This window comes from Aquimarina hainanensis (assembly GCF_042684685.1).
Lineage (GTDB): Bacteria > Bacteroidota > Bacteroidia > Flavobacteriales > Flavobacteriaceae > Aquimarina > Aquimarina hainanensis.
On sequence record NZ_JBHULX010000048.1, the window covers coordinates 113,064 to 137,267 of the forward strand.

The window sequence follows — 24,204 nt, forward strand, 5'->3', positions numbered from 1 at the left end:
AAATGCTCCGATACTTGTTTCGAAATATTTTTTAGTAGTTTCCTTAGAATGCCTAGTGAACCTGTCCCTAATTTGTTTACCATTCCACAAAAATTAACTTATCAATCCACGGAAGCCTGATGATTGAACGGTTCCACGGTAACTTGTCTAATAAAATATCCTGCGCTTTTCTCTCTACTATCAGTCTGTATTTATCACTGGTATCTAATATCAATTTTCCATTTCGTTGAATAAATCCTTCTCTTAATCCATCTACAGAAGTGCTTTTCAATACCCCCCAATGCGAAATCACACTTTTGATTAGCGCATCGGCTTCTCTTTTCATTTCCTCCGGAATCACTAATTCCCTTTTGATAGGAGTGTTCACACAGAAACCACATAAAAACTTAGCCAGTAGCATCTCACTTTCCAAAACCTGTTCTTTTCCAGTGGCTAGGTAATGTAACAGATGTACTGCCAGACTTTTTTCTTTATCAGCTATCACAGGGGCTTTCTCATGAATGATGCCCGTAGCTCTGAAAAGAGATTCTATAAATGGGTGTACTAATACCAACCCTGCTGTAGCTGTATACCATACCACATTCGTAACTGTATTATCCGGTTGAGAAGGAAATTCACTCCTCATTTCCGACCTGTTTTTCTCCTGCAACATATTCCTCTTCTTCGTTTGTCTTACTGCAACCTCTGGAACATGAGAAACTGTTATCTTCCTGATAGAAGTAGTTTCTAACTCAAATTGTTTTTGCAGCTTGTTTTGGTAGCTGCTTTCTATAGCCGTTATTTCTTCTTCTATTCTTTTAACAACATTGTGTTCTCTAAATAATGTTGTTACAATTTCCTTGATTTCTGATAGGGTACATGGTTCGTTTCTACTTGACAAAAAGTGATGTATTTGTGAGATATCCTTAAGAGGGAAACAAGACAATATTACTTCTTCCGCTACAGCTGATGTAGCTGTATTATATTTCCTTATTCCGATAAATACTTCCGTTACCTTTTGTTTATACTCCTTTATGATATTACTGGCAATATCCTTTCTTATAGAAGTAGTTACAGAGGAACCTTCTAATTGTTTTTTTATTTTGGTGAAGAGTTCGCTCTTAGTTAAATGTATTACTTTCCCCTCTCCCAAAGCATTCACAACTTCCTGAAGTAATGCTTCTTTACCTGCTTTCTTCTTGTGCCAAAACACCTGATAGCGTTCCCAAAAGCGTTTTAAAGGAGATCCTGATGCTGTCTCATAAAGATGTTCTGCCAATAATGCCTCTATAAAATCTTTTTGCCATTGAGTTGTAACAAAGGTGTTTTTTATAGCTGAATAAAACGTGGTTGTCAACTGAGGAGAAAGTTGTAACACTCCGGATAGCAGCTTCCATTTTTCCTGTATTGAAAGTTGATAATCCAGTCGTTTTCTCACAATATCGTCTTTCATCATTTGCTTTAGAATGTGCGCATCTTTTACTGAAAATCGCATAGCTGTCCAATATTTCTGATTCAGGAATTCCCCTTTTTCAGAATGGTCCCACCAGGGAGTCCTTCCTGTTTTTAAAAAGAAAAACAAAGCATCTTTTTTTGTGTCTTTTATAGAAATCTCAAGCTTTCTTTTTTCTTGTATGCCTTCATTTTTCATTGTTTGTAATCGTTGTCCTAATGCTTTTACAAGCTGCAACTGGCACTGCATAGTATCCCGAATTGCTACCTTTTCGAGTACTAGTTGTACTGTATCAAATCTCATAACTCCCTTGACAGTGCTCCCCATACTATCCAAATAAGTCTGTACTGCCGGAATTAGCTGCTCTTTGACCAATACATCGACTTCCTTCTGAAGCACATATGCTCTGGATGCCTCTGATGTGGTTACCTCTACAACTAATTTCTGTATGATATGAGTCGATGGATTCATTCTTTTCCTTTTAGTATATCCAGTACTTTCTTCATTGTCACACGACTTGTAATTGCCTTGAAAAAGGTGTCCATTTTAATGGTTCCCGATGGTCTGAATACAGGATTCGCTCTCAACGCAGTCATAGGTGTATTGGTAGAAATAATGTCTAATTTTCGCAATAATGCAGCTATCGTATTTTCGACCTCTTTAAGGTCTACATCTGCACATTGAGTAACCATAGTAGCTAATCTGTACAGCAGCTCCATAGCGGATTTAAAAAAGTTTTTATCCTGTGTTGTTTTTATCGTATCGGTTGTCCAGTCTCCATCTGCCGCCAAAAAGGTATTAAATCGATCTATAGCTGTAGTACTATTGACTGGTTCATAGAGGTTCTGATTTTCTTCTCTGGAAAAAAATGCATACTCTTCTACAATGCGATTCACCAATTGTTTCAATATCGGATTGGTACTGGTCAACTGTCCGTCTTTTACCATTTTTTGAAGAAGCTGATGCATTAGCCGCACCATCCCGAATTGGTTTTCTTCACAACTTATTTTATGTATATCGATCACTTCTGTAATTACCTGATCACACACTACATTTGTTCCTGCACTACTTCCTACAGTTAGAGTGAGTTCTACAAAAGCTGCAGGAATTTCTTCTCTACTCCAGCTAACCACATGATTCCTAATCACTAAACCACTAGCGTCCAACACATTGTTGTTTCCATCTCTTAAAACGATATCCCAGTGATATGTCCAGTTTGCCTCTGGAGGTGTAGTTGCAGCGATGACAAAACTGGCTGCATTAGCCGTATAAAAAACAGTTGCATCTGGTATCGAATGCACTGTCACGGATACTCCTGAGGGATTTCCATCTACTGTAAAATTAACAGTGCCAGTACTGGCTGTTGACGGTACAAAGCCTTGTTGACCGTTTCGGGTTACAACGCCTTCCCCATCAATAGTGACCGTACTCCCATCTGGAGTGATGGTAAACGGATAGAACCGCTTATCGTCCTCACAGAAATCTTCTTCTGATAATGAGATTACTACTGAATCTTCTCTAAGTACCTGCACAGGAATTTTGACATTGAGAAGAGGGGCTATTATACAAGGGACTCCTGTTACCTCCAGATCGACAGCCAGACTTATCTGACTGGCAGTTTGGGTTTCTAATCCTGTAAATGTATGAGTAATCTGTTTCCCTTTTTTCGGATTAGCGGTTCCTACATTCCAGGAATATTCAAATAAATCCTCATTAAAATCATTATTATTACTGATACCGAGATCTACTGTTACTTCTGTATCTCCTTGTTGTACTACCAGTGGGTTGGGTGAAAACTTTATACCAACTTCTGGTTTCTTCCGTACGGTTAATTTTGCACTTACAGTTTCTCCTGCTACTGTAAAACCGATTTCCTGATCAAAGGTTATAAAATTAGATGGATGAATTAAGATATCCGTTCCATCTATAGTGATCTCTGTGATCGGATCTGCTATAGCAATGGTTGCTTCTGCCGGACTAGGGATTGTTCCTATTACACGAGGTTCAGAGGTGCTTGTGTCTAAACATATTTCGGTTTCCAAAAGTGTTAAATCTACTGCTATAGGCCCCTCAAAATTGATCTGAGTACTTGCTTCCATCGTACAGATCCCATTCGTCATTTCCAGATGAGTGGTCATGCTATTCGATTCATTAACCGGAAGCGAAAACTCTTTGGTTAATATTCCATCTGAATTAGGTGATTCAGTACTACTCTCTTCATTTCCAAAGGTCCATCTATAGGCAATCGTCTCACCTAACTGATCTCCGGAAAGAGTATAGATAACTCTTGCCCGGCTTCTTATTTCATCTAAATATTGTACGGTATGTGATAATCCTGTGGTTGGTTTCTTATATACTTTTATCACACAATCAGTTACCTGATCATTCACGGTAAACGTAATTTCTTTTCCATATAAACCAGGGCTTACCAAAGTCGGATCAAAAACAAACTTAGCATCATCATTTCTTCGTACACCTCCATTCTCCCCCAAAGATACTACTGCTTTGACAATACCTTCAGTAGGTTGTACTTCGAATAAAAGAGGTTGAGTATCTTCATCAAGGCATACATGTGCTGCCGGTAATCTCAGGGATACAGGAGGAGCCGGAACAATAAAGTTAACAGGGCTGCAGTCACTACAGCACAGATAAGGCAATGAAAAATCTGCCACGACTGTATTTGCTGCAATATCATAATAAGGAGCTATGGTAACATCCTCTATACGTCCTACTATATTGTGTAGTGTTCTTGCTACCTCTTCTTTTGTCAATGCATTATTAGATAAGGTATTGATACGAGTCACCATTTCTTCTACTTCTCTAGCTACACTGGCTTTTGTTCGGGTTTCTTCTGCCCGCAATAATGGTCTCGGATATTTTTTTCTCTTTTCTTTTCCTTTATACACTAATACAAATGTTCCTCCTGGCACTACACCTCCGGTATGTTCTAAACCGGGATGTCTTTCGATAAACTTAGCGAGTGACTTGCTTTCTAATATTTTAAGTTTTCGTTTTTCTATTTCTTTTCTTAGCACATTAATCTTTTCTGCAGCACAACAGTTAAGCGTTAACTGATCCAGCAATAATGTTACTCTTGATTCATACCCTTTTCGTTTGTAAACAGTATTCTTTTTGTGTAATGCTGTATGTAATCTTTTTTGGTAGTTTTCTACCAAATCACATAATTCTTTGGTCGCTTTTGCAAACTGACGGAGCCTGCTTTCACTGATTTCCGAAACATCGGTAGGAATGGCTTTTTCTACTGCATCAACATATACAATTAGTCGATATGGGTATACAATGGATACTGCCTTTGTATCCTCATCTAATTGCTGAATCTCTGCCATATTTTTTACTTTGTCATCAATTGCTTTGACAATAGTTTCTGCTTCTCTGTCAGGATGCTTCTTTATCGCTTCTTTAATCATACTTCCTAATACTGTTTCTGAAGTATTCAAAGCATTTTCTACAATACGCAAAGGAGTATAAACCTTTCTTTTATACACATTACCAAGGGTCTTTTTTTCTAATTGATTTCCCAGGTGACTGTTTCGGGATATGGTTTCCGATGCTTCTATAACCGGAGATACTGTTTCTGCTGCTACCGTCTCAGAGGCAATTCCTGCTGCCATATAATGTGTATTTTTCCAGGGAGGTCTGTTCTGAAAACTCGAAAAGAAAAGGGCTATATCTTTATACAAACACTCTTGCTCCTTTAACCAGGCTTGAAGGATCACATTTAGGTCTTCGAAATGGCATTTAAAATCTGTTATATCCATCCCCTCCAGAGTTTCATCAATACTCAATACCTTAATATCAAATGCCAAACCTTTTTGAACTTTCAGGTCGGTTATTTCTCGTAGTGCTGATGCATAATCTTTTCCCAAATGACCTTCGATTCTATAAAAGTTATGTTTCTCCAGAGTATAATCCAGAGGGTTGCGTATCTTATCCAAAGAGGATAAAAACTGAGGGGAATAGGCTAGATTATATCCTTCTTTGAACTGACGGGTTTTGTTATAATCCCAATATTTGATGAGTTCTTTCGTCGTTTGGTAGTAATAAGGAATGGCACGTTCTCCCAAAGCACTATTGCCGATGCTGGATGGCGTAATTTTTATCTGCTCTACACTATGTATCATATAGGCTTTCATCATTTGATGAATTCTATTAAGTAAGCTTTTTAGTTGTTGTAATCGATGTACCCCATCTGGTATTATCGCTGCCGGATAGAACGAATGCCGATACAGGGAATAAGCTTTTTCCTGTACGAGTTCACCTAAGACGATATGCTTAGGAAATGCCGTTTCGGCTGTACAGCATCCTAGTCGCAAATCGAATAATTGCTGCTTAATTTCTTCATAGGTCATCTCCAAATCTCTAAGTAAATCATAACGATATTGAATATCGAGTGGTAATTGCTTATACGAGAAGGTATACAGATGGGTAAACGCTGTCTCTATTTCATTTTTTTTGGTTACGGCATCTTCTATTTGCAGCAGTGCATCAAAATCTGTGAACAGGCTTTTTATTCCATTTCTCAATGCGGATAAAGTTGCTGGTGCTTCATTCATTACCCGGGCATATGCTGCAACCAGCTGACTGTATTTTTTCGTGTTTAATTGACTGAGAATAACTCTTTTTACAGCTGCTTCCGGGAGGTTTAGAAATTGCTCCATCGTATGGTGTTTCGAAAAAACAGTATCTGCTGCGTGCAAGGCATTCACTTCTTCCGGATTGAGTAGCAGTATCCGAATATTGGCAATATGCTCTTCTCCCTGTGTATCACAATTTGTGGAAGTACAAGGCGTTTCTTCTTTTTTGTAATTTTCCAGGTATAACACCACTACTTTCCGTTCCAAATCTTCTAATGTACTAAGTGGCTGCAATTCTTCGGAAGAAGGTACTATTTCAATCAGGTTATCGATCCCCGAAAAACGTTCGTATGCCGCGTCTCTATCCTCAAAAGATTTAATGTGTGTATAGGTATTACCCATATATCGTATCAAATCCCCATCGGTAGTAACAGCACACCCTGGTGAAATTGTAATAGTTTCGCCCCCCTGATAAGCTACCTTCATTCCACATACAATTCCAACTCCACTTAAACAGACTCTGGTGAGTCTATGTTGATCCTCAAAATAGTCTATGATTGTATTTAACTGTGCTGCTGTTAACACCTGATCATCTACAAATGATCTGTAGGTGGTTGTGATTTCTTCTAATTTTAGTGTTGCCATGACTTCTGCTACTATTAAAGGTTGCCTATATTCGTTCTTCCTAATACGATCTTATTCCCTTTGGTTTCTGTCTCTTCATTATCACAATCGTGTAATCGCCCCGATTGATAAATAGTATGAACGGTATTGATTTGTGTTATCAAATCGTTGAGAGTCGATCGGTAATTTTCTATATCTTTTTTTGCTGTTATTGTATTCGTACAGGAAATTGCTTCTAAAAAAGCCTTATATCGTTCCTGAATATTCAACATATCATTTGCTTCATCAGCGACTAGTTTTGCCGGCTGTCCTATCCAACATATTTTCGCCATGACATGTGCGGGTAGTTCTTCTCTTATAAGCTGTTCTGCAAACTGCCTGAAATCTTTATTCCTAAATCTTCTGGTCCATCCGGGAAACAGAATTGTCACTCTGTATGAGTACGGATCGATCGGACTACAGGCAGTACAGTCAGCATCGATACAAACCGGCATAAAAAGTGTTGCCGGTGCATCAGGAGCTAACGACTCTTCTGTTTCGAACTGATCAAGATGATAACGATCCGGTCTCAACAGTATGTGTTCTATCATATACATCCCCTCATCTACACTTATTTCTTTTATTAACTCGATCAATGCATCTCTGGCTTCAATAGAAGCTTCTTTTGTTTCTGTAAATGCAATTCTCCTAGCGACAATTCTGTCTTCATCCGTACTATCTGTAACCTCGGGGTTTATAAGATTGAAATAGGTTTTATCCCCTCCTGCTGTTTTTTTAAACTCGAAGTTTTCTTGTTGCTGTGCCAAGTAATATGCCAGAAACAGCTCTTCATATGCCTGATTCAGATGATGATAGTGTTTACTGGATGACAGTAAAACCCCTGTGTCATTTTTAATCCGCCATCTATATTCTTTTAGATCATCGGTATCTTTCTCCTCGTATACTTCCAAAAATGCTGTTGTCAGATCTCTTCTGCTGTAGTCTTTTATTCCCAATAAACGAGCGATTCGTTTTTGAACTCCGGAGACATTGACCGTATCCCAAATCCCTGTATCCGTAGTAGAAACTTCAGGACAACAATAATTACTTCCCACTCCTCTTTCTCTGCTCAACACCTCATAATCTTGTAGAAAATGAAGCTTGGCACTGAGTATTTCATCATTGGATACTGTATTGTCCCCATACAGCATTTTCATTAGAAATGTATATTCACTAAAACGCTCTGCAAAACGGCTCAGTAAATGATCTAGTAATTCATTTCGCTTTTTATAAAACACCTCTTCGCCTGTTCCTACTCCTTTTACATCTCCCATGATAGCGATCAGTTCTTGTTCATAGGTAGCTGGCGTCTGTAATATGGAATCTCTATCAGCCAAATCCGTTACCGGCTGTGAAAAATACATCTGCTTGGCTGCTACTTTTTCTTCTTCCGAAAATATGGCAGCATCCAGGTACATCGCTTTTAATGTATCATCGATAGAGAGTAATGCTTTTGCTTTGGACAAATGTTTAAAATAATTCGCCAGTACCTGATCAAAAAATAACAGATAGGCCTTTAGCTGATTTGCTTTTGCTTCTCTGGTAACTGTTGCTTTTCCCGGTAATCCGATGGTTGAAATTCCGTAAGTATCTGGAAAGTCATTTTGAAAAGTTGTATAACTATCAGGGGCACTATAGGTTCCTTTGGGAAACGGAATATCTTCTATACTATGTTCTTGTTTTTTTGCTCGTTCTTCTTCCTGAAGCTGTTCTTGATAGTGAGCTACTTTTTCTTCATTAACTCCAATAGGTAATATTCCTTTTGTAAAATTAAACGTGCTTTTATCACAGCGGATCGGTTTATGCCAGGGGGTTATACAAATATTCCATTGATTTTCTCCTGTACTTCCATCGCAATTACTAATAGAGATATCTTTGATAATATGAACCCCTTCTATCTTCATAATCAATTGTACAATATCTGATAGACGTACTTCCCTTCTCAGATCTGCTGCGGCTAATTCCTTACTGTCAATAAATCCTCCTTTGACAGGAGTATTTTCCTTTTCCGGAAGCGGAGTCGGTCCTTCAAAAATTTGATCGGTAGTATACCCTTTATCCAACATTTGCTTCAGGGAATAAAAATCAACTGTTGGGGAAAAATAAGCGTCAATTGCCTGATATATCAATGCTAATACATATTCTTCATCTGCTGTCGGATGAAGATCGATATACGCACAAATAGCTATCGGGTGTGTTTCGATGACAGAGACCTCCACCAAATCTTCGCATAGATTTCTGTTTTGGTGATATATTTTCTTTACGGTATTTATTACCTGATCAGGCTCCTCTACCTCATCTTCCAAATCCAACAGAATGGTATTCAGTCCTTTTAGAATAAACGGATCATGTGTTATTTCAGTTTCTTCAAAAGGAGTGTATGATAAGGAGGCAGGATGTTCATCACAATTTACAAACACCTGTGTTTCACGGGCTGCGATCCAAGCATTTTTAACTCCCGGAATGTATAAAAACAACTTCCGATAATCTAAGGCAGTGATGGGTTTGGAAGGAAGAATATGAATCGCTGATAAAAACTGCTCATGCATGTTTTTCAGGTTATTTTCTTCTGTTGCAACCAAATCCTGTATAGGCATATTTATACGCTGTGACAGGTCTGTTATTGCATAGGCTAACATTTCTAAAATGGTAACCCCAGGATCATGGGCGTTATAATCTGTCCATAGGTCACTCCCCAGTTTCTCGATATACTCTATTCCTGTTTTTTTTAAAAATTCAAAATCCAGGTCATCTCCCGTATGTATCTGTTTTGCTATGGTTGTTGTCGTTTGCATCTTTTTTATTCTTGATTATACCGGGCATTCATGCTCCACTATACGTACCTGATGTTCTTGATATTTTACAGAGGTTAAAATCCCTTTGGGTGTTGTTGGGCTTACTTTTTTTACCGTTTCAAAAAGAAGGCTTCCATCTGCTGCTACCCCAACTTGTTTCTGTAACTGAAAATCTGTTATGTAATCCAGGTAGGATAGCTTTTCTATATAATTAATGACGCTGCTTTCATGTAATGTCACTCCAAAATCAATAGCAGCTGTTTCTTCAAAAGCCCATGGAGCAAAGAGCTTAGCAATATCTTTTTGTAATTGTATTGTATAATAAAATTCATCTTTTCCTTTATAGAATTTTGCCTTTAGGATCACTCTTACTTCTTCATATACCGGATTGATGACCGCAGCGGTCACATGCAATGTATTCAGCGTATTGATAAACTGCTGTATTTCATTTCGTTTCGCCTTACTAATTCTGGGTTTATAGGGATCGTATACATTTTTCTGAATACTATTAGGAATAACGACCAATGTAACTTCTCCCGGGGCTTTAAACGATTCCTGAGAGGTATGCCGTAAGCAGTTTACTCTATAGATATCCGGAAATGCTTCCAATATCAGATGTTCATAATCCCATTGACTAATTGCTCGGTTTTTATGCCGTAAACGTTCACTGATTCTTCGGTAAAAAGCGCGATCAGTTTCTTCTGGTTTCCCGTCAAATGAGTTAAAAGGTTGTGTTATTCCTTTGATCGTCACCAGACGCTCTGTTAATTTGCTAATTGTTTCTGCCGGTAATCCGTATGTCAAATGCTCCAGGCTATTTCCTTCTGGTGAAAAGACCGCCGTTGCTACTTGTGCCTGTATATCGATGAGTTGACTTATCGTATCATAATCTTTGGGGTTATCTACCCGAATCCAAAAATACCCTTCCGGGAATTTGGTATTTTCTTTTGTAGCCTCTTTCGGAATCGTAAGTGTAACAACACCTGTTTTCAAAAAATTATCTGTGGTATTACTCAAAACATACGAAGGATGTAGTGACAACCACTCATTATCACATAGTACAGACCATTCTAACTTTTCTTCTTCTTCGAATTCATTAGTGGTTTCCGGGTTTTCACTACCTTCCAATACCTGTACCAGTAATGACAACTGTTGTAGGTTTGTCCCGTTTTCTATGGCTATAAATAAACTCCCCTTTTTATAGGCAGGAACAAGCCGAATCACCTGGTTACTCAATGAAGCTACAGAATTTTCTTTTATCTCCTGAGTTTCTTCCGATATCCCAAAGGGATGTTCATGAAATAAGGTAACTTCCTGATCACTGCTACTCGCTGTAGCGCTATACCCTAATCGAAGCTGTTCGATCATAGGTGTATACGGAGCATTAGGAATAAGTACTTCCTGGCTAGATTCTTTGGACAGTGCTACTGAAAATATTCTTGGGTACATCTCATGTAGGAATGACTCATTAGAAGTAATCCGAATAAATCCTTTCTTGACACTGGCGGAGAACTGTTGTGGCGTACTTTTTCTTCGTAGTCTGTTTTTTTGAAACTTATTTTTTTTAGGTTCTTTCTGTACTTGTCCAAACTTATTTAGCGGATATACCCCCCACATCATATTTTCCATAAATAAAAGAGGCAAAGGTTCCTCAAACTGTATCGATGAATTGATGGTCCATTCGTCGGCAAATAGCTGCTGCCCCGCTGCTTCTTTCCATACCCCATTGTGTAATACCTTGATGTCTGTGGTAAAATGTTCTTTATTATCGACGATCCTGGTCAATTCTCCTTCTTGTAAATTTCCATTATCATCCAGTGTAAGAGTATAAAATGCTTTGCTAATCCGTTCTTCAAATTCGGTTCTATAAGCGGTATACAACTCTGAGAAATCATCCGGCAAGTCTTTCCACTGCGCTTTTATGCTAATCGATTCCCAGTTTTTATCCAATATCTCTGAGGCTCCAATAAAGAACCCGGCGTCTTTTTTGGGTTGTGGACCAAAAGGATAAAAAGGTTTGGATGCATCGAGCATTCCTAAATCATTTTCCAGAACTACGTCCTGAATTTCACTTACTGATACACTAATTGTAATTTGAGTAACCTTTGTTTTGGCAAACAACTGTTGGAAAACATAGCCTGCATTGGCTGTTGCCTGAGCGTTCACCAAAAACCGTACTACCGGATCTGTGGTTGTATACGGTTCTTCCAATATTGCTTTGTCATATCCTACAATGGCTTCTTTTCCTTCATCCAGTTCTATAACCAGCGTTAATACTCCTGCCTCGAAGCTTGAATCCGCTACAATAATAGTTCCCGGAATCCATTCTTTTTCTCCACTAAAAAATACTGCGACGGCATCTCCTATTGTAGTGATTGAAAAGGAATGTCCTGTGGGAATTTCTGAAAGGGTAATGACGATGGTAATTCTCCGCTTACCTTCTTTGAGTTGTAACACCGGAGAGGCTATCCCAAATCCCAATTTCGCAAACGGAAGGTCTGGATATACTGTCATCTGCTGGGTAGCTCCCCGGGTATCGGATGGGTATCCAAAGGGCCACCACCGGATATCATCATCCGGAAAGTCTCCCCCTATTCCATCATACGAGTTTGCTATACCTGCTTGCCGAATTCCACTTCCTTCATCATGGTACACCGTTCGAACCTCTGCAACCTTCATATCATTGATCACCCGCTCTTCCTCCGTTATATAAATTCGCTTTTCTCCTGTACTATCTTTTCCTCCATCTGCTGGAGTAGCTTTCGGTATTTGGGCAGTAGTTATCTTTTTTGCTAACTCGAATAACAGGTGTACTTTATCGGGTTTTGCTTCTTTGTTACGAAGTTGTAATACCTCTTTGTAATAAAAATCCAAATGGCGTTTGGTAATCCCGTTTAAACGCTGTTGACTATACGAAGTCAGCTTCAGAAAGGCTGCAAATAAAGTAAGATGTGGAGTAATGTCGGCTGAATCAGCAGTTCCTTCCTCTATTTCCTGTATTTTTGACACAAAGGTTTTTATTTCTTCTTCATTAAGAAAAAAAGCTTCCCAATCTCCAACGACTTCATTGGTGGCTGTATCATAATATTTTAACTGTTTGGAAAAGGAGAATGCAAAGCGCATCCAGTCTTCTACAGTGAGTTCATGCAATGTTACCTGATCCGGATCCAACATCGTTATAAAACGTTGTTCCTGAGCCGTTCCATTTCGCATCGACAAAAAAGAAGTATGTTCGCAATTCCTGTTCATCCGTTTTAATTTTATGTACCCGATAATCGAGCTATAACTACATCTTTTATAAGATGCGATGGGTATTCCCCTTTTTGATTACCGCTTTGGTATTTCGTTTGATTCGTGTGAAAAGCTGTGGTTACACATTGGTTCCTTCTTCCTTATAAAAAGGAAATACCAGATTGCTTCTCGAATTTGTTACTCTAATTTTATAGGAAATGACAATTAGTAATTTGCCTTCCCATTCTTCTGTTTGATCTATTTCTATTTTTTCTACATCAATCCTTGGTTCGAAATAGAGAATTGCATTTTTAATCAATTCTTTTACATACGTTTTCAGTGTCAGATTCAGGGGCTTAAAAAGTAACTCTTCCAGGTTACACCCATATTCCGGTACCATTATTCGCTCTCCTAGCCTTGTTGATAGCAAGACCTTCAGGCTTGCTTTAATGTCTTCTTCATCTGCCGTCAGTTTGACACTGGCGTTTCCTTTTTTAGTAAACTCGGGTGGAAAGCTCCATCCACTCCCCAGAAATGATGTTTTTGTTTCCATAATTTATCCTCCTATTAATACGGTGGGATCTCCTAATACTATTGTTCCTCCATGTGCTGTACTATCTCCCATTCTGGCGGCTGGCATTCCCCCGATCATTACTGTTCCTGAACCAGAAATAATCGTATCGGGTGGTCCTGTACAGGTTGCCATATCTCCTACCCGGGCGGCTGGCATTCCTCCTATTAATACGGTTGGTTCTCCCGCTGGTAGTATAGGACCTCCCACATGAGGCACGGTTCCTGTTACCATTGGGCATACATGCATATCTCCTACTCTGGCGGCTGCTCCCATTTTATTGGTTTGTTTTAATTAATTTGTACTAATGATCCTTTGAGAACTGCCGTCGCACTGGACGACATTTCTACTCCTGAAGTTCCTTCGCCTTTTAAATTGGCATTGGCTTTCAGGTTGATATTGGTTCCTTCTATAATAACATCTCCAGTGGCAGAAACATTGATATCTCCTGCACTCTCCATGGTTACTCCACTATCATCCATTGTGATAACATTGGCGTGATCATCCTCTATAACAATCGTTCCTGCATCTTCATCCAGAATTACTTTTTTTCCTGTCGGGGTTTCGATGGTGATGGATTTTTTATCATCATCGAAGAGTAGTTTCATCTCACTTCGGGTAATGAACCCTTTTTCGTGATTATCATCGGTCGCACTTATTGGAGCTGGTTTGGCACTACTGTGCAACATTCCTAAGACAATCGCATCATTGGGATCATCATTGATAAACCCTACAATAACCTCATCCGAAATTTCTGGTCTAAAAAATGATCCTCTGTTTTCTCCAGCATCTAAGGTGGCTACCCGGCACCAAATTCCTTGTTCCTGCGTATTGATAATAGGGATTTGTACCAAAATCCGGTCTTCTCCATCAGGGTCTTCTTCTAACTGACTTACAATCCCAACCTGTAAACCACATACCCCAGTTATTAACCCTGAAGCTGGTAGCGGATTTATATCATAGGTCTCAGAGAACCATGTAGGGTTCATCCCAAACTGTACATCGACTGTCCAGTTTCCCTCTGCAAGGTGATGTTGTACTCCTGTCACGTATACTTTTCCATTAAACCGGTCTCCTACTCCGGAAAGGGTGATTATTTCTCCTGGTTTTACTGCCGGAATCCCCTGAAACTTCACTCTGCCTCTTACTTTTGCTAATTGGTGAAATAGCCATCGGGCATCTCCCCAGTCTTGTAGCTCTGTTACAGTACGAGCTCCTCCATGTCTCAATTCATAATTTTCCAAAGACATAATATCCGATAGGTCGCCAGGGGTCAGATTCCCATTCAGTGATATAGAAGGGTCTTTTGCCTCCACTTCTACAATTTCCTGATCTGCATAATTCCAACCATAGGAAGTGATCTTAGTCAATTGATGTCTCGCATCAATCTCAGCATCCAAATCCAGCATCGTCGCTCCAAAAGTGACCGTTTCTATGGATTCTTTGGTAATATCTGGTTTTGCGACAGTGATCATTCCATCATCGATAAAACACAGTTTGCCATTAGCTTGTGCTCTACTAACCATAAAGTCCCAATCTGAACAATTGTATTGCACCAGTTCTTTATGCTCATGATTGGTTGATTCTACTTCTTTTTGTAATCCATAAGTATCGATGATTTCCTCGATAATACTGCTGTCTTTAGCTTCGTAATAATAGGTACTTTTTTTTCCTATCGTCATTTTTACCGCTTCATCTTTACACTCCACCATCAAATAAGAACCATTATTCCTTATCTTGATCGTGTGTTTAATCACCAAACCTTTAAAAACAGTTTCTTCATCTGAGTGATAACCCGCAGTAATTTCTATCTCTGATCCAGGGGTAAAAAAGGCTTCGTTACTCAATTGAAAATCCTGTTTAGATGGTTCTCCATCAAGCAATACCAAAGAGGCTGTGGGTATCTTATTCACTTCTTTGCTCACCTGAATGGTTTTGACCTGATATTGTTTGGATAATTCTTCTCCATTAACCAGAATCTTATGAGTGACCAGATCTGCACTTTTTGAGGTTTGTATTACACTTCCTTCTGCCATGATTAGGGTGTTTTTTCTATTGGTGGAAAATATATTTCTTGTCCTGGTATCAATTTTCTGAAATGGTGTAACTGATTTGCTCTAGCTACTTCCAGGTAGTAGCGGGAATCTCCGTAAATCTGATAACTCATCAGCGGTAATGTATCTCCTTCTTTTACTATACGTATATGCGTTAAATCAGGGGATTGATTGTTCTCTTTTTTTACCCGGAGTTCATCTTCTACAAACCCCTGAAACTTTGCTTTGGCTACTGCCCGAATCGGTGTTCCATCGGGTTTAAATAATTTAAACTCGATATCCATCTCTGTCAAACTGCCTTTGAATAAAAGAGTTCCCCAGGAGATCATAACATAATTTGGTTTGTGCTCTTCTCCATTATAATCGAGCATCACCTTTTTGAACTGTTCAATATCTCCTATAATCCCCTCGCCTTCATCTTTATATACCTTATCATCTTTGCTACTATTAGGGTCTGTTCCATAATGAATAATAACACCCGATCTATCGAATAAAAATTCCAAATCCAGATCTTCCGGTAGTTTTTTATTAAACCGGGGAGATAAATCACTAGTTCCGGAAGCCTGATCGTTATTCTGATCGATCCTATACTTAAAGATGTATTTTTCCGGATTTACCAATGTGGTAAACTCTCCTTCTGCCACTGCAGTTCTGAATTTAGGATCTTTATAGGCTTTTACTACCAGTTTTGTCAACTCTCCGGTGCTCATAATTATCGTTCTTTTTGGTTGTCAATAATGTCCATAACCTGTTCGACACACTCCGCAATCAACTGTTGTCTGTCTATTCCTGTTTTCATAGTACCCGCAGTAGGTTTGGTTTCATTATCCACATTAATTTTGATATGTAACTCTTTGATTTCAATTGCTCCCATTAGGTACGATAGTGTTATAATAGTTATACGTTAACTCGATGGTTTCTATGACGAGCTTGCTTTCTTCTGCATTAAAATCCGAAATAGCCCATTTTACCGGATATGCATGTACTACATTCCAGCTCAGTAATGGTTGGTGTTGCTCATTTAATAAATTCACAATGAGATTAATGGGTTGGAAATCGAAATTTTCAACCGCTTTTTTACACCATTCGGCTACTTTGGAGTCAATGAGCATCCCTCTTTTTAGTATAAGATTGGGATATTTGGTTCGTACCGGAATTTTATGTTTGAATCGATTTTCTCCTCCCTCGGTTATCTCTTCTGTGTCCACATCCACTGACAATCCGGAAACGGATTGAAAGTGGTGGTCTTTTTTAGCAGTCGATAACCCGGTAAACTCGACGCTAAAGTGAAAACCTACTGGTGGATAAAATGCTTCCATTATGAGGCAAGCGTAAGGCTGTTAATTGCAAATTCTGCGGATTCAATCGCTATTTCATTCCCATCTGCTTTGAGATCGGTTGATTGTATTTTCATCAACCAAGCATCAGCTGCTTCCCAGGTTACAATCGGATCGTGGTTTTCGTTCAGCAGGCTAATGGTAAGCGTACTTCTGTACTTTTCTGCTTCTTCCTGAAAGAAGACATTCTTTTTCCACATCTCATAAAACTGTCCTTTGCTAGATGCAAATGTTCCCCGTTTGATCGAGATATTAGCAAATTTGGTCATTCCCGGTTGTTTCTTTTTGAAATAGTCATTATCTGCCCCTCCTCTGTATTCTATTACTTCTGTTTCAAAGTCAAGTCCTGAAACTTCGGTACAATTCAATTCGGTATCACCTCCTATCGTTACTTTGAAATGAAATTTTGGTAATGGATATTCTGCCATGATTTCTAGTATTTTTTTGTGTTAATGGAATTTGTTTAATCAATTATGCTTCCTGCATTTTATGAGAGAACTTAAGGATGATAAATTCTGCTGGTCTTACGACAGCCATTCCGATTTCGATAATCATCTTCCCGTCTAATACATCATCAGCTGTCATTGTTTCTCCCAGACCTACATTGACATAAAATGCTTTATCCGGGGTGGGACCTGCCAGAGCTCCTGCTCTCCATTGCAATGTCAGAAAGTTATTGATCATCGCTTTTACCCGAACCCAGGTGTTCATATCATTAGGTTCAAACACAAATTGTTCTGTGGCTTTTTTGATGGATTCTTCTGCCATATTAAAAAAGCGTCTCACCGGGATATAACGCCATTCTTTATCATTTCCTGCCAATGTTCTTGCTCCCCATACCAATACGCCTTTTCCGGTGAAGGTTCTGATTGCATTTATTGATTTTCCCGACTGTACATCTACATTCAGCAGATCTTGTTCTTTATTTGTTAGTTTTACAGAAGGCTTGGTTACATAATTCAGACTCACATTCGCAGGTGCTTTCCATACGCCTCTATCATTATCTATTTTGGCATAGATCCCTGCCATCGTACTACTAGGAGGTAGTTCCATTGGAAGTTTTCCTATTTCTACCAAAATTTTATTATAGGTCACATTATCCAATTGTTCTATAGATGCCAGACTTCTTCCATGCAGAGCTCCATTATTGGTATCTTGAGAGATATCTTCCGGAGTACCATCATCCGGGTTATTATCTATAATCGCATCTTTTAATGTTTCCCAATTAGCTGCTACGCTATCGAATAATGTGGTATCTGTATCTGCCGGGTTATCGATATCGGCTACGGTAATCAGGGTTTCGATTTCTTTTAATACATTGGAGGTATTGGAATCTATCAAGTTATTCACTTTGGTTTCATTACCCTCGTCTATATTCTTTTTGAGATTGGCTGTTAATTTTTTTAATGCTTTATAGAGTACTTCTATTTTTCCATCTCCTTCAAAAAGATCATTGAAATTTGTCAATGCAGTTTCTATTGGACTGACATCAATCACCGGGATTTCATCAGATAAAGCAGAAATTGCCGCATTGGCTTCTACATTCGTATTTTCTTTTAATTGAATAAGATGTTCCAGATCAGCTTGCAACGTCTCTAATAAGCTATGCAGGGTTAACGGTCTTGGAGCTGCATAATTTTTGACATCAGTTCCTGCTCCTGAAGCACCCATATTAAACCCATTAGTCGCATCGTATAAAAACTGCAATACGGCTATCAGACTCCCTTCAAAAGTAGTATCAAAATCTCCTATTTCATTGGCAATAGCAGTTACTGCCGCAGCTACATCCATTGTATTCAGATTCGATGTAATGACCTCTTGTGCTTCTGGTTCCTCTTCGTTTTTATGATGAATGACAATGCGATTTTCGTCAATCTTATAATCCAATATTGTGTCCAGGTAAGGATAGTATACTCCTCCGTACTTAATTTCATCCTTATTGGCACTTATATTTCCTCTAAGATCCGAAACATAAGTATCTGTCGGGATTTCATCATATCCCAAAGTATCAATAATGGTAAACCGATCCTGTAATTCCTTACATTGTTCTAATGCCTTGTTGTACAAACCATAAAAAGTAGCTGCATCAATACCACTTACCCTGGTTGCGTCTGGAAAGAGAATTAACGTAGGTTCATCTACTTTTTTTAGTGCTGTTAATCCCGTGAGAAGTGCTGTGGTATTGGTAATCATTGTTACCTCTGTATCTTCTTCATCCAACTTATCTCCATATCGTCCTACGGAAACAATATAACAGGGACCTCCTCCATTAGCAAAATACATCTGCATGGAATAATACATCAAAAATGGTTGTTTTTCTGAGGGTTGATCCACTACAATTGTTCGTTGTATATCTCCATCAATCTTTTCATCAGTGATGGCTACTTTTATTGTGGTCTCTGCTTTGGCTCCGCCAAAATATGTTTCGTATTCCAACATCGAAGTGATACGGGTAGGGAGCCCTTTTAAATCTCCATTAATTTTAGCGGTTGCTTTCTCTGTATATCCGATAAAGGCTGGAATTGCTGTTTCTACTTGTGCTACCGAAGGGGGAAATTTTACGATTTCCTCTATATAAACCCCTGGTGTATTGTATGTACTTGCCATGATTTTTTGTGTTTTTTTTAAATGTATATTTCAGAATATGTAGTTGTAGTATTCGTGTCCTGATCTGTCACTGTCCGGATGGTATCTGCTCTTGGATTAGGAAACAGGTATGTATTGATATCTACGGGTAAAGGAGCTGCAAAATCAACATCTGGATCTATCTCGATAAACCCATTTTTAGTCAGAGGTTTTACTGATTGTGTTTCCAGGAAGTTATTCTCTGCTCGTTTTATATATCGCCAGATTGTTTTTCTGTTGTCAAAATGAATTCGGAATACAGGAATGGGGTCCAGGTGCAGGCTTACTGGATTTTCAGGATCTAAGGTATCTATAGCTACAGTATCTCTTCCTCCATCTCCTTTCATACGAAGTTGGATAATTCCTATGAGTCCTCTGCTTTGTTCTTTGATCACCGCCTGATTCAGAATTAACTGTCCTTCGGTACTTTCTAGTTCGTCTCCCTCTACATCAAATATTTTATCCAATCTGATCTGTGGGTCTTGTCGTTTGTTTTCTTGCTCTATTGCATACCATACCCCTCGTGTTGCTGCTTCTGATAAACGGCTGGCAGTAGTAATTAATCCAGCGGAAGCAGCAGTTTCCATATAGGTATAGCTCCCTGACACAGCTGCTGGTTTGGTATTCGAAAAATGATACAAACGTCCGTATTCTTTGGGAATGGAAGAGTAATTATAGAACCGATAATCCTTGTGATAGATATAAAAGCTCAAGGTCAGCTCTTCTGCTAAAAAGATATCGGATATCACATCATTTCCGGATTCGGTCACCTTATTGAGTATACTAAAATGGTCCGTTCCTTTTCTAAAAACCAGTTTGTGGTTTATCATTTCTTTTGCCGTAGCAAAAGTGGGAACGATATCCAGGTACTCTGACACATCATAAGTGAGCAATTGCAGTTCCTTGGTCGCTGCATTCATCGATGTAAACGATTGTGCTCCATCGTCTAAGAAGTACGAGTGGTATACTTCTATCTTAGCCAATGATTTATAAACAGTTTTAAAAGCCATTATAATTGATTTAAACTCCCATTGATTTCTGTGATGACACTTCCTTCTGCTTGTAGTATATCCCGTTCTATCTCTAATACGCTTACTTTATAAATAACAGATGGATATTGTTTTCCTCCCAACGTACCCCAGATGAAATTCATCTCTTCGAATGAGGGGGTATATAGTTCGATTAAAAATTTGAAATTTTTAATTTTATCCATTCCTTCCAGTGCTCTGTCAAAGCTTGTGTTCGCCTGTGTAAATACCCGTTTGGACTGGAAAAATGCTACAATTTTTGAAATGCTTTTTAAGGACTCTTTATACCCTGTTCGATTTGCCGCAAAGAGGATATACAAGTTCAGGTATACTTTATTATTTTTATAAGCTACTTTTGTTCCTTCTATACGGTAATTTCGAACGTTTTTTAAAGTTGCCTCTTCTTCTAAATGCAGTAGTGTTAATACGATATTATTGGTTTCCGAAGATTCGGAAACATCTGTATCTATAAAAGCTATATTATCCAGAAATACCGGCTCTTCTTCTATCGTCGCATTAAAAAAGTTATTGACCTCTTCTCTGATGATTTGTAGTACCTCAAAAATCATAGCTGATTGTTTCGTTTATTAGTATATCTTCTTTCCTGAGCTGTATGTATGCTCAGTAGTGGTAATCAGAATAGAACGGGAATCGTACTTCCTTATCGGTTTTTTATGTGTAGGCATTATACCATGGGGTCGTATATCGCATCCTACTAAAAAGAAATCCCCCAATTCCTTTATTAACCCCCTGATGTTATATCTGGGTTTATATATCAGTTTCTCCCTGAGTTTGTTTTCTGTGATAACCTGTTTTTTGTGTCTCAGTTTCCGAATTAAAACAAACTGTACCCCTACCTATGTTTGACTTTCCCCCGTCTCTGAAAATAAAAATGTTATTTTTCTTAATCCCCTCAGAGAGACTACTGATATAACTGATGTAAAATTACAGTGCTTCCTAATAAAAAACACAAGTCAAATCACTAAGAAATCATAGGAAAACGGCTTTGTATATTCGGGGTAAATCCCCCTTTTAATTTCTTCTGTTATTTCTCATTTTATATGCATTCCTTTTTATTTTTCAAGAGAAATCACTGTATTTTTTTCTATATACTCCCACATCACATACCTGAAAACAGGGTATTGATTTTCCCTATTTGAGGTATTTCATACCCTTGATAAGCACAGCATCTTTGCCTTGTACAATTATGATATTCATAACACTATGAAAAAGCTCATCAAAAGCGTTATTATCCTTATGCATTTATTTCTTGTCATTCAAGCTAATGCGCAAGAGGTACAGAAAAACAGTTCGCAAAGTACTAGAACACATATTTCCCTCAATAATGAGGAGCAAAAGCGGGTTCTCAAAAAATTCTATTATAAAAACGGTACCCTAAAAGAAGAAAGAGAAGTTCTTCATGGAAAGTTAGATGGTTCCTGGAAGTTCTACTATAGTTCCGGGAAGCTAAAGAAGGAAGGGAGATTTAAAAACAATAAAGCAAATGGCATCTGGAAACGCTATAAAGAAGATGGTTCACTCGCCTATATCGAACGATATATAAACGGAGTGGAAGAAGGTGAATGGAAAGCTTTTTATCCAAATGGAACGTTGCGGGTTATCGGTTCTTTTTCTCAAGGAAAACGACAGGGAGAATGGGCTGTTTATACGAAAGAAGGGTATCTGGACAGAAAAATAACGTTTAAAGACGACCGGATCAAAAATGAAATTCGCATTGCCCGTCAGCAAAAAACAACTTCCAGCAGTAGTTATAATATGATCAGTACACTTGATTAACTTTTTAAACAATATTCAATGCAACTTACAGAACTCGCTCCTTTTCTACAGGAGTATACCGCTACACATACTCAAAAAGCCAGTTCGGAAATTCTAAAAAAATACGAGCAAAAAGTCCCGGCTGCTCTACTCGCATTATGGGAACACTACGGATTTGGAAAATACAATCACGGAATTCTGGAGATTGTCAATCCCGATGACTTTAATGATACACTATGGACCTGGTTAGGAAAAGAAGTCGCTACTTATACGCCTATTGCCATCAATGGTTTTGGCGATTTATTCTATTACCGACAACTAGGGAATGAGGAAGAAGATGTCTGCATGATTACTCCTCACTATCGTGACATTACCAATTGTTGCTGGAGCTTGACAGGCTTCTTTAATCATATCGTCTGTGATAAAGAGTTTATCGATTCAGTACTTCGGAAAGAGTTGTTTACTGCTGCAATAAAACGGTATGGAGAACTCTCCGGCAATGAGAGTTTTCATTTCGTTCCTGCACTCGCTATTGGAGGTACCGAAAGTCTTGATACCCTCCAAAAAGGAAATACACAAATACACTTAGATATTCTTTTTCAAATAGGAAGTTAATTCCTGCTAAACCCTCTTAGATATGGCACAAATAAAAAACATCGAAGGATTAACAACAGATCAAATCAATCAAGAGCTCGTCAACGGCGCCCGTTTTATCGTATTTCAATACTGTATTTCTATTATTCTAATGACTTTTCGAAAAAATACTGCCATCTATTTTATCAAGAAAGGAGAATCTACTATAAAGTATAGTATTGGGTGGACTCTTCTTAGCTTTTTTATCGGATGGTGGGGAATTCCATGGGGACCTATTTATACCATCAGCTCCCTGTATACAAATATACGTGGAGGAAAAGATGTGACCGAAGAGGTACTTTCTTCTATGCAGGCAGCTTCTCAATCTCCAGCTCCATAACATATACTTTGCTGATAAGATACTGCTATAAGCGTTTTTAGCTATACCTAATCAGGAAACTATTAACGTACTATCCACAAAATTAAAAAGCAAGGCAAAACGTCTTGCTTTTAATTTTTTATACCAAGAAGTGATTTAAACTTTTTTCAATTTGTTAAAAAAATATCTTTTTGCGCTCATATTTCGCAATTTTTGACTTCCGTAGCTCTGCTATGCAACTAAAAAATTACTTTATCTGAACACAAAACCACTATTTTTCACTTAAATCAAAAAAGTCTAGATCACTTCCAAGTCATATTTTTTTCTTGACCCATCTATATTGTTTAAAAGAAGAAAACATTTCGAATCGTTATTTTCTCCACACCTTTTCACAAAAACACTAAAAAACAACAACTTACAAAAACACACCCTGAAAACAGGGTATGCATTTTCACTTATAACGGTATAGTACACACCTTAAAAAAGTAGAATCTTTGCAGTGTCAACAATTAATAACAGTACAACCATGAAACATATTATCACCATTATCATCGTCTTAGTTCAAACGGCAGGAAGTGTTATACTAGCACAACAATCACAAGCTTCTATAAAATTCGATAAAAAGATGGATCAAATAGCTGTTGATACTCCAAATACCAGATACTATAATAATGGAGCCGTTAAAGAAATAAGACAAACGGTTAATGGGAAGTTAGAAGGGAACTGGAAATTATATCACGATAACGGACAATTAAAAAAAGAAGGGGCTTTTATAAATAATAAAGAAGAAGGAAACTGGTATGTATACAATAAAGCGGGAATACTGATACGCATAGAGTCTTATAAAAACGGGCTGGAAGATGGGAGATGGAAAGCTTTTTATGATAATGGAAAAGTAAAGATAGAAGGAGATTTTATCGCGGGAAAACGTGAGGGAACATGGAAAACATACCAGGAAAACGGAACCGTAGCAGCAATCATTTCTTTTGAAAATGATAAAAGAGTCAACACCATTACTAATATAACCACTACTGCTACGGTTTCTTTATAAGAAACATACCTTAAGAAATAGTTGATTAGTTTTTTTAAAACGGAAGAGGGGGCTTGTAGATAAGGCAAGTCCCTTTTTTTACGGAATAATTTGA

At 38.2% G+C, this 24,204-nt stretch carries 18 protein-coding genes; 4 read left to right on the plus strand and 14 right to left on the minus strand.

Annotation, left to right across the window (positions count from 1 at the left end; genetic code table 11):
• Positions 1-76 precede the first annotated feature (76 nt).
• The 14 genes from ACFSTE_RS21620 to ACFSTE_RS21685 form a co-directional block, all read right to left on the minus strand.
• Positions 77-1,903 (minus strand): contractile injection system tape measure protein, encoded by a 1,827-nt coding sequence (locus ACFSTE_RS21620; RefSeq protein ID WP_378254132.1) that lies wholly within the window; start codon positions 1,901-1,903, stop codon positions 77-79.
• The gene (locus ACFSTE_RS21625; RefSeq protein WP_378254130.1) at positions 1,900-6,672 is read right to left on the minus strand and encodes a DUF4402 domain-containing protein; all 4,773 of its coding nucleotides are present in this window, start codon (positions 6,670-6,672) and stop codon (positions 1,900-1,902) included. The genes ACFSTE_RS21620 and ACFSTE_RS21625 overlap by 4 nt, the downstream gene beginning before the upstream one ends.
• 14 nt (positions 6,673-6,686) lie before the next feature.
• A complete protein-coding gene (locus tag ACFSTE_RS21630; RefSeq protein WP_378254128.1) occupies positions 6,687-9,485 on the minus strand; it encodes a hypothetical protein in 2,799 nt (932 codons plus the stop codon).
• A 15-nt stretch (positions 9,486-9,500) separates the two neighbouring features.
• Positions 9,501-12,734 carry a baseplate J/gp47 family protein gene (locus ACFSTE_RS21635; RefSeq protein ID WP_378254126.1) on the minus strand — a complete coding sequence of 1,078 codons (3,234 nt, stop codon included), beginning with the start codon at positions 12,732-12,734 and terminating at the stop codon, positions 9,501-9,503.
• 121 nt (positions 12,735-12,855) lie between these two features.
• Entirely contained in the window at positions 12,856-13,269 is a 414-nt protein-coding gene (locus ACFSTE_RS21640) for a GPW/gp25 family protein (protein WP_378254124.1), read from the minus strand.
• Between the two features lie 3 nt (positions 13,270-13,272).
• Entirely contained in the window at positions 13,273-13,563 is a 291-nt protein-coding gene (locus tag ACFSTE_RS21645; RefSeq protein ID WP_176030812.1) for a PAAR domain-containing protein, read from the minus strand.
• A gap of 14 nt (positions 13,564-13,577) precedes the next feature.
• Positions 13,578-15,323: a type VI secretion system tip protein VgrG gene (gene vgrG / locus ACFSTE_RS21650; RefSeq protein ID WP_378254122.1), complete on the minus strand. Its 1,746-nt coding sequence runs from the start codon at positions 15,321-15,323 to the stop codon at positions 13,578-13,580.
• A 2-nt stretch (positions 15,324-15,325) separates the two neighbouring features.
• Positions 15,326-16,051, minus strand: coding sequence for a CIS tube protein (locus tag ACFSTE_RS21655; protein ID WP_378254120.1), 726 nt, complete (start codon positions 16,049-16,051; stop codon positions 15,326-15,328).
• Positions 16,052-16,053: 2 nt separating this feature from the next.
• Positions 16,054-16,215, minus strand: a complete 162-nt coding sequence (locus tag ACFSTE_RS21660) for a DUF5908 family protein (protein WP_176030815.1) — start codon at positions 16,213-16,215, stop codon at positions 16,054-16,056.
• Entirely contained in the window at positions 16,202-16,660 is a 459-nt protein-coding gene (locus ACFSTE_RS21665; RefSeq protein WP_176030816.1) for a phage tail protein, read from the minus strand. The genes ACFSTE_RS21660 and ACFSTE_RS21665 overlap by 14 nt, the downstream gene beginning before the upstream one ends.
• The gene (locus tag ACFSTE_RS21670) at positions 16,660-17,106 is read right to left on the minus strand and encodes a phage tail protein (RefSeq protein ID WP_176030817.1); all 447 of its coding nucleotides are present in this window, start codon (positions 17,104-17,106) and stop codon (positions 16,660-16,662) included. Before ACFSTE_RS21670 ends, ACFSTE_RS21665 begins: the two co-directional genes overlap by 1 nt.
• Positions 17,107-17,149: 43 nt before the next feature.
• Positions 17,150-19,285, minus strand: coding sequence for a phage tail sheath family protein (locus ACFSTE_RS21675; RefSeq protein WP_378254117.1), 2,136 nt, complete (start codon positions 19,283-19,285; stop codon positions 17,150-17,152).
• 17 nt (positions 19,286-19,302) lie between these two features.
• Positions 19,303-20,313, minus strand: coding sequence for a hypothetical protein (locus ACFSTE_RS21680; protein ID WP_378254115.1), 1,011 nt, complete (start codon positions 20,311-20,313; stop codon positions 19,303-19,305).
• Positions 20,313-20,900 carry a DUF4255 domain-containing protein gene (locus ACFSTE_RS21685; RefSeq protein ID WP_176030820.1) on the minus strand — a complete coding sequence of 196 codons (588 nt, stop codon included), beginning with the start codon at positions 20,898-20,900 and terminating at the stop codon, positions 20,313-20,315. The genes ACFSTE_RS21680 and ACFSTE_RS21685 overlap by 1 nt, the downstream gene beginning before the upstream one ends.
• A gap of 655 nt (positions 20,901-21,555) precedes the next feature.
• Here ACFSTE_RS21685 and ACFSTE_RS21690 point away from each other — a divergent pair.
• From ACFSTE_RS21690 to ACFSTE_RS21705, 4 genes are all read left to right on the plus strand, one after another.
• Complete coding sequence (locus ACFSTE_RS21690) at positions 21,556-22,128, plus strand: toxin-antitoxin system YwqK family antitoxin (protein WP_176030821.1); 573 nt, start codon at positions 21,556-21,558, stop codon at positions 22,126-22,128.
• A gap of 18 nt (positions 22,129-22,146) precedes the next feature.
• The gene (locus ACFSTE_RS21695; protein ID WP_378254112.1) at positions 22,147-22,722 is read left to right on the plus strand and encodes a T6SS immunity protein Tdi1 domain-containing protein; all 576 of its coding nucleotides are present in this window, start codon (positions 22,147-22,149) and stop codon (positions 22,720-22,722) included.
• Between the two features lie 22 nt (positions 22,723-22,744).
• A complete protein-coding gene (locus ACFSTE_RS21700; protein WP_176030823.1) occupies positions 22,745-23,080 on the plus strand; it encodes a hypothetical protein in 336 nt (111 codons plus the stop codon).
• A gap of 505 nt (positions 23,081-23,585) precedes the next feature.
• Entirely contained in the window at positions 23,586-24,110 is a 525-nt protein-coding gene (locus ACFSTE_RS21705; RefSeq protein WP_378254110.1) for a toxin-antitoxin system YwqK family antitoxin, read from the plus strand.
• Positions 24,111-24,204: the final 94 nt, after the last annotated feature.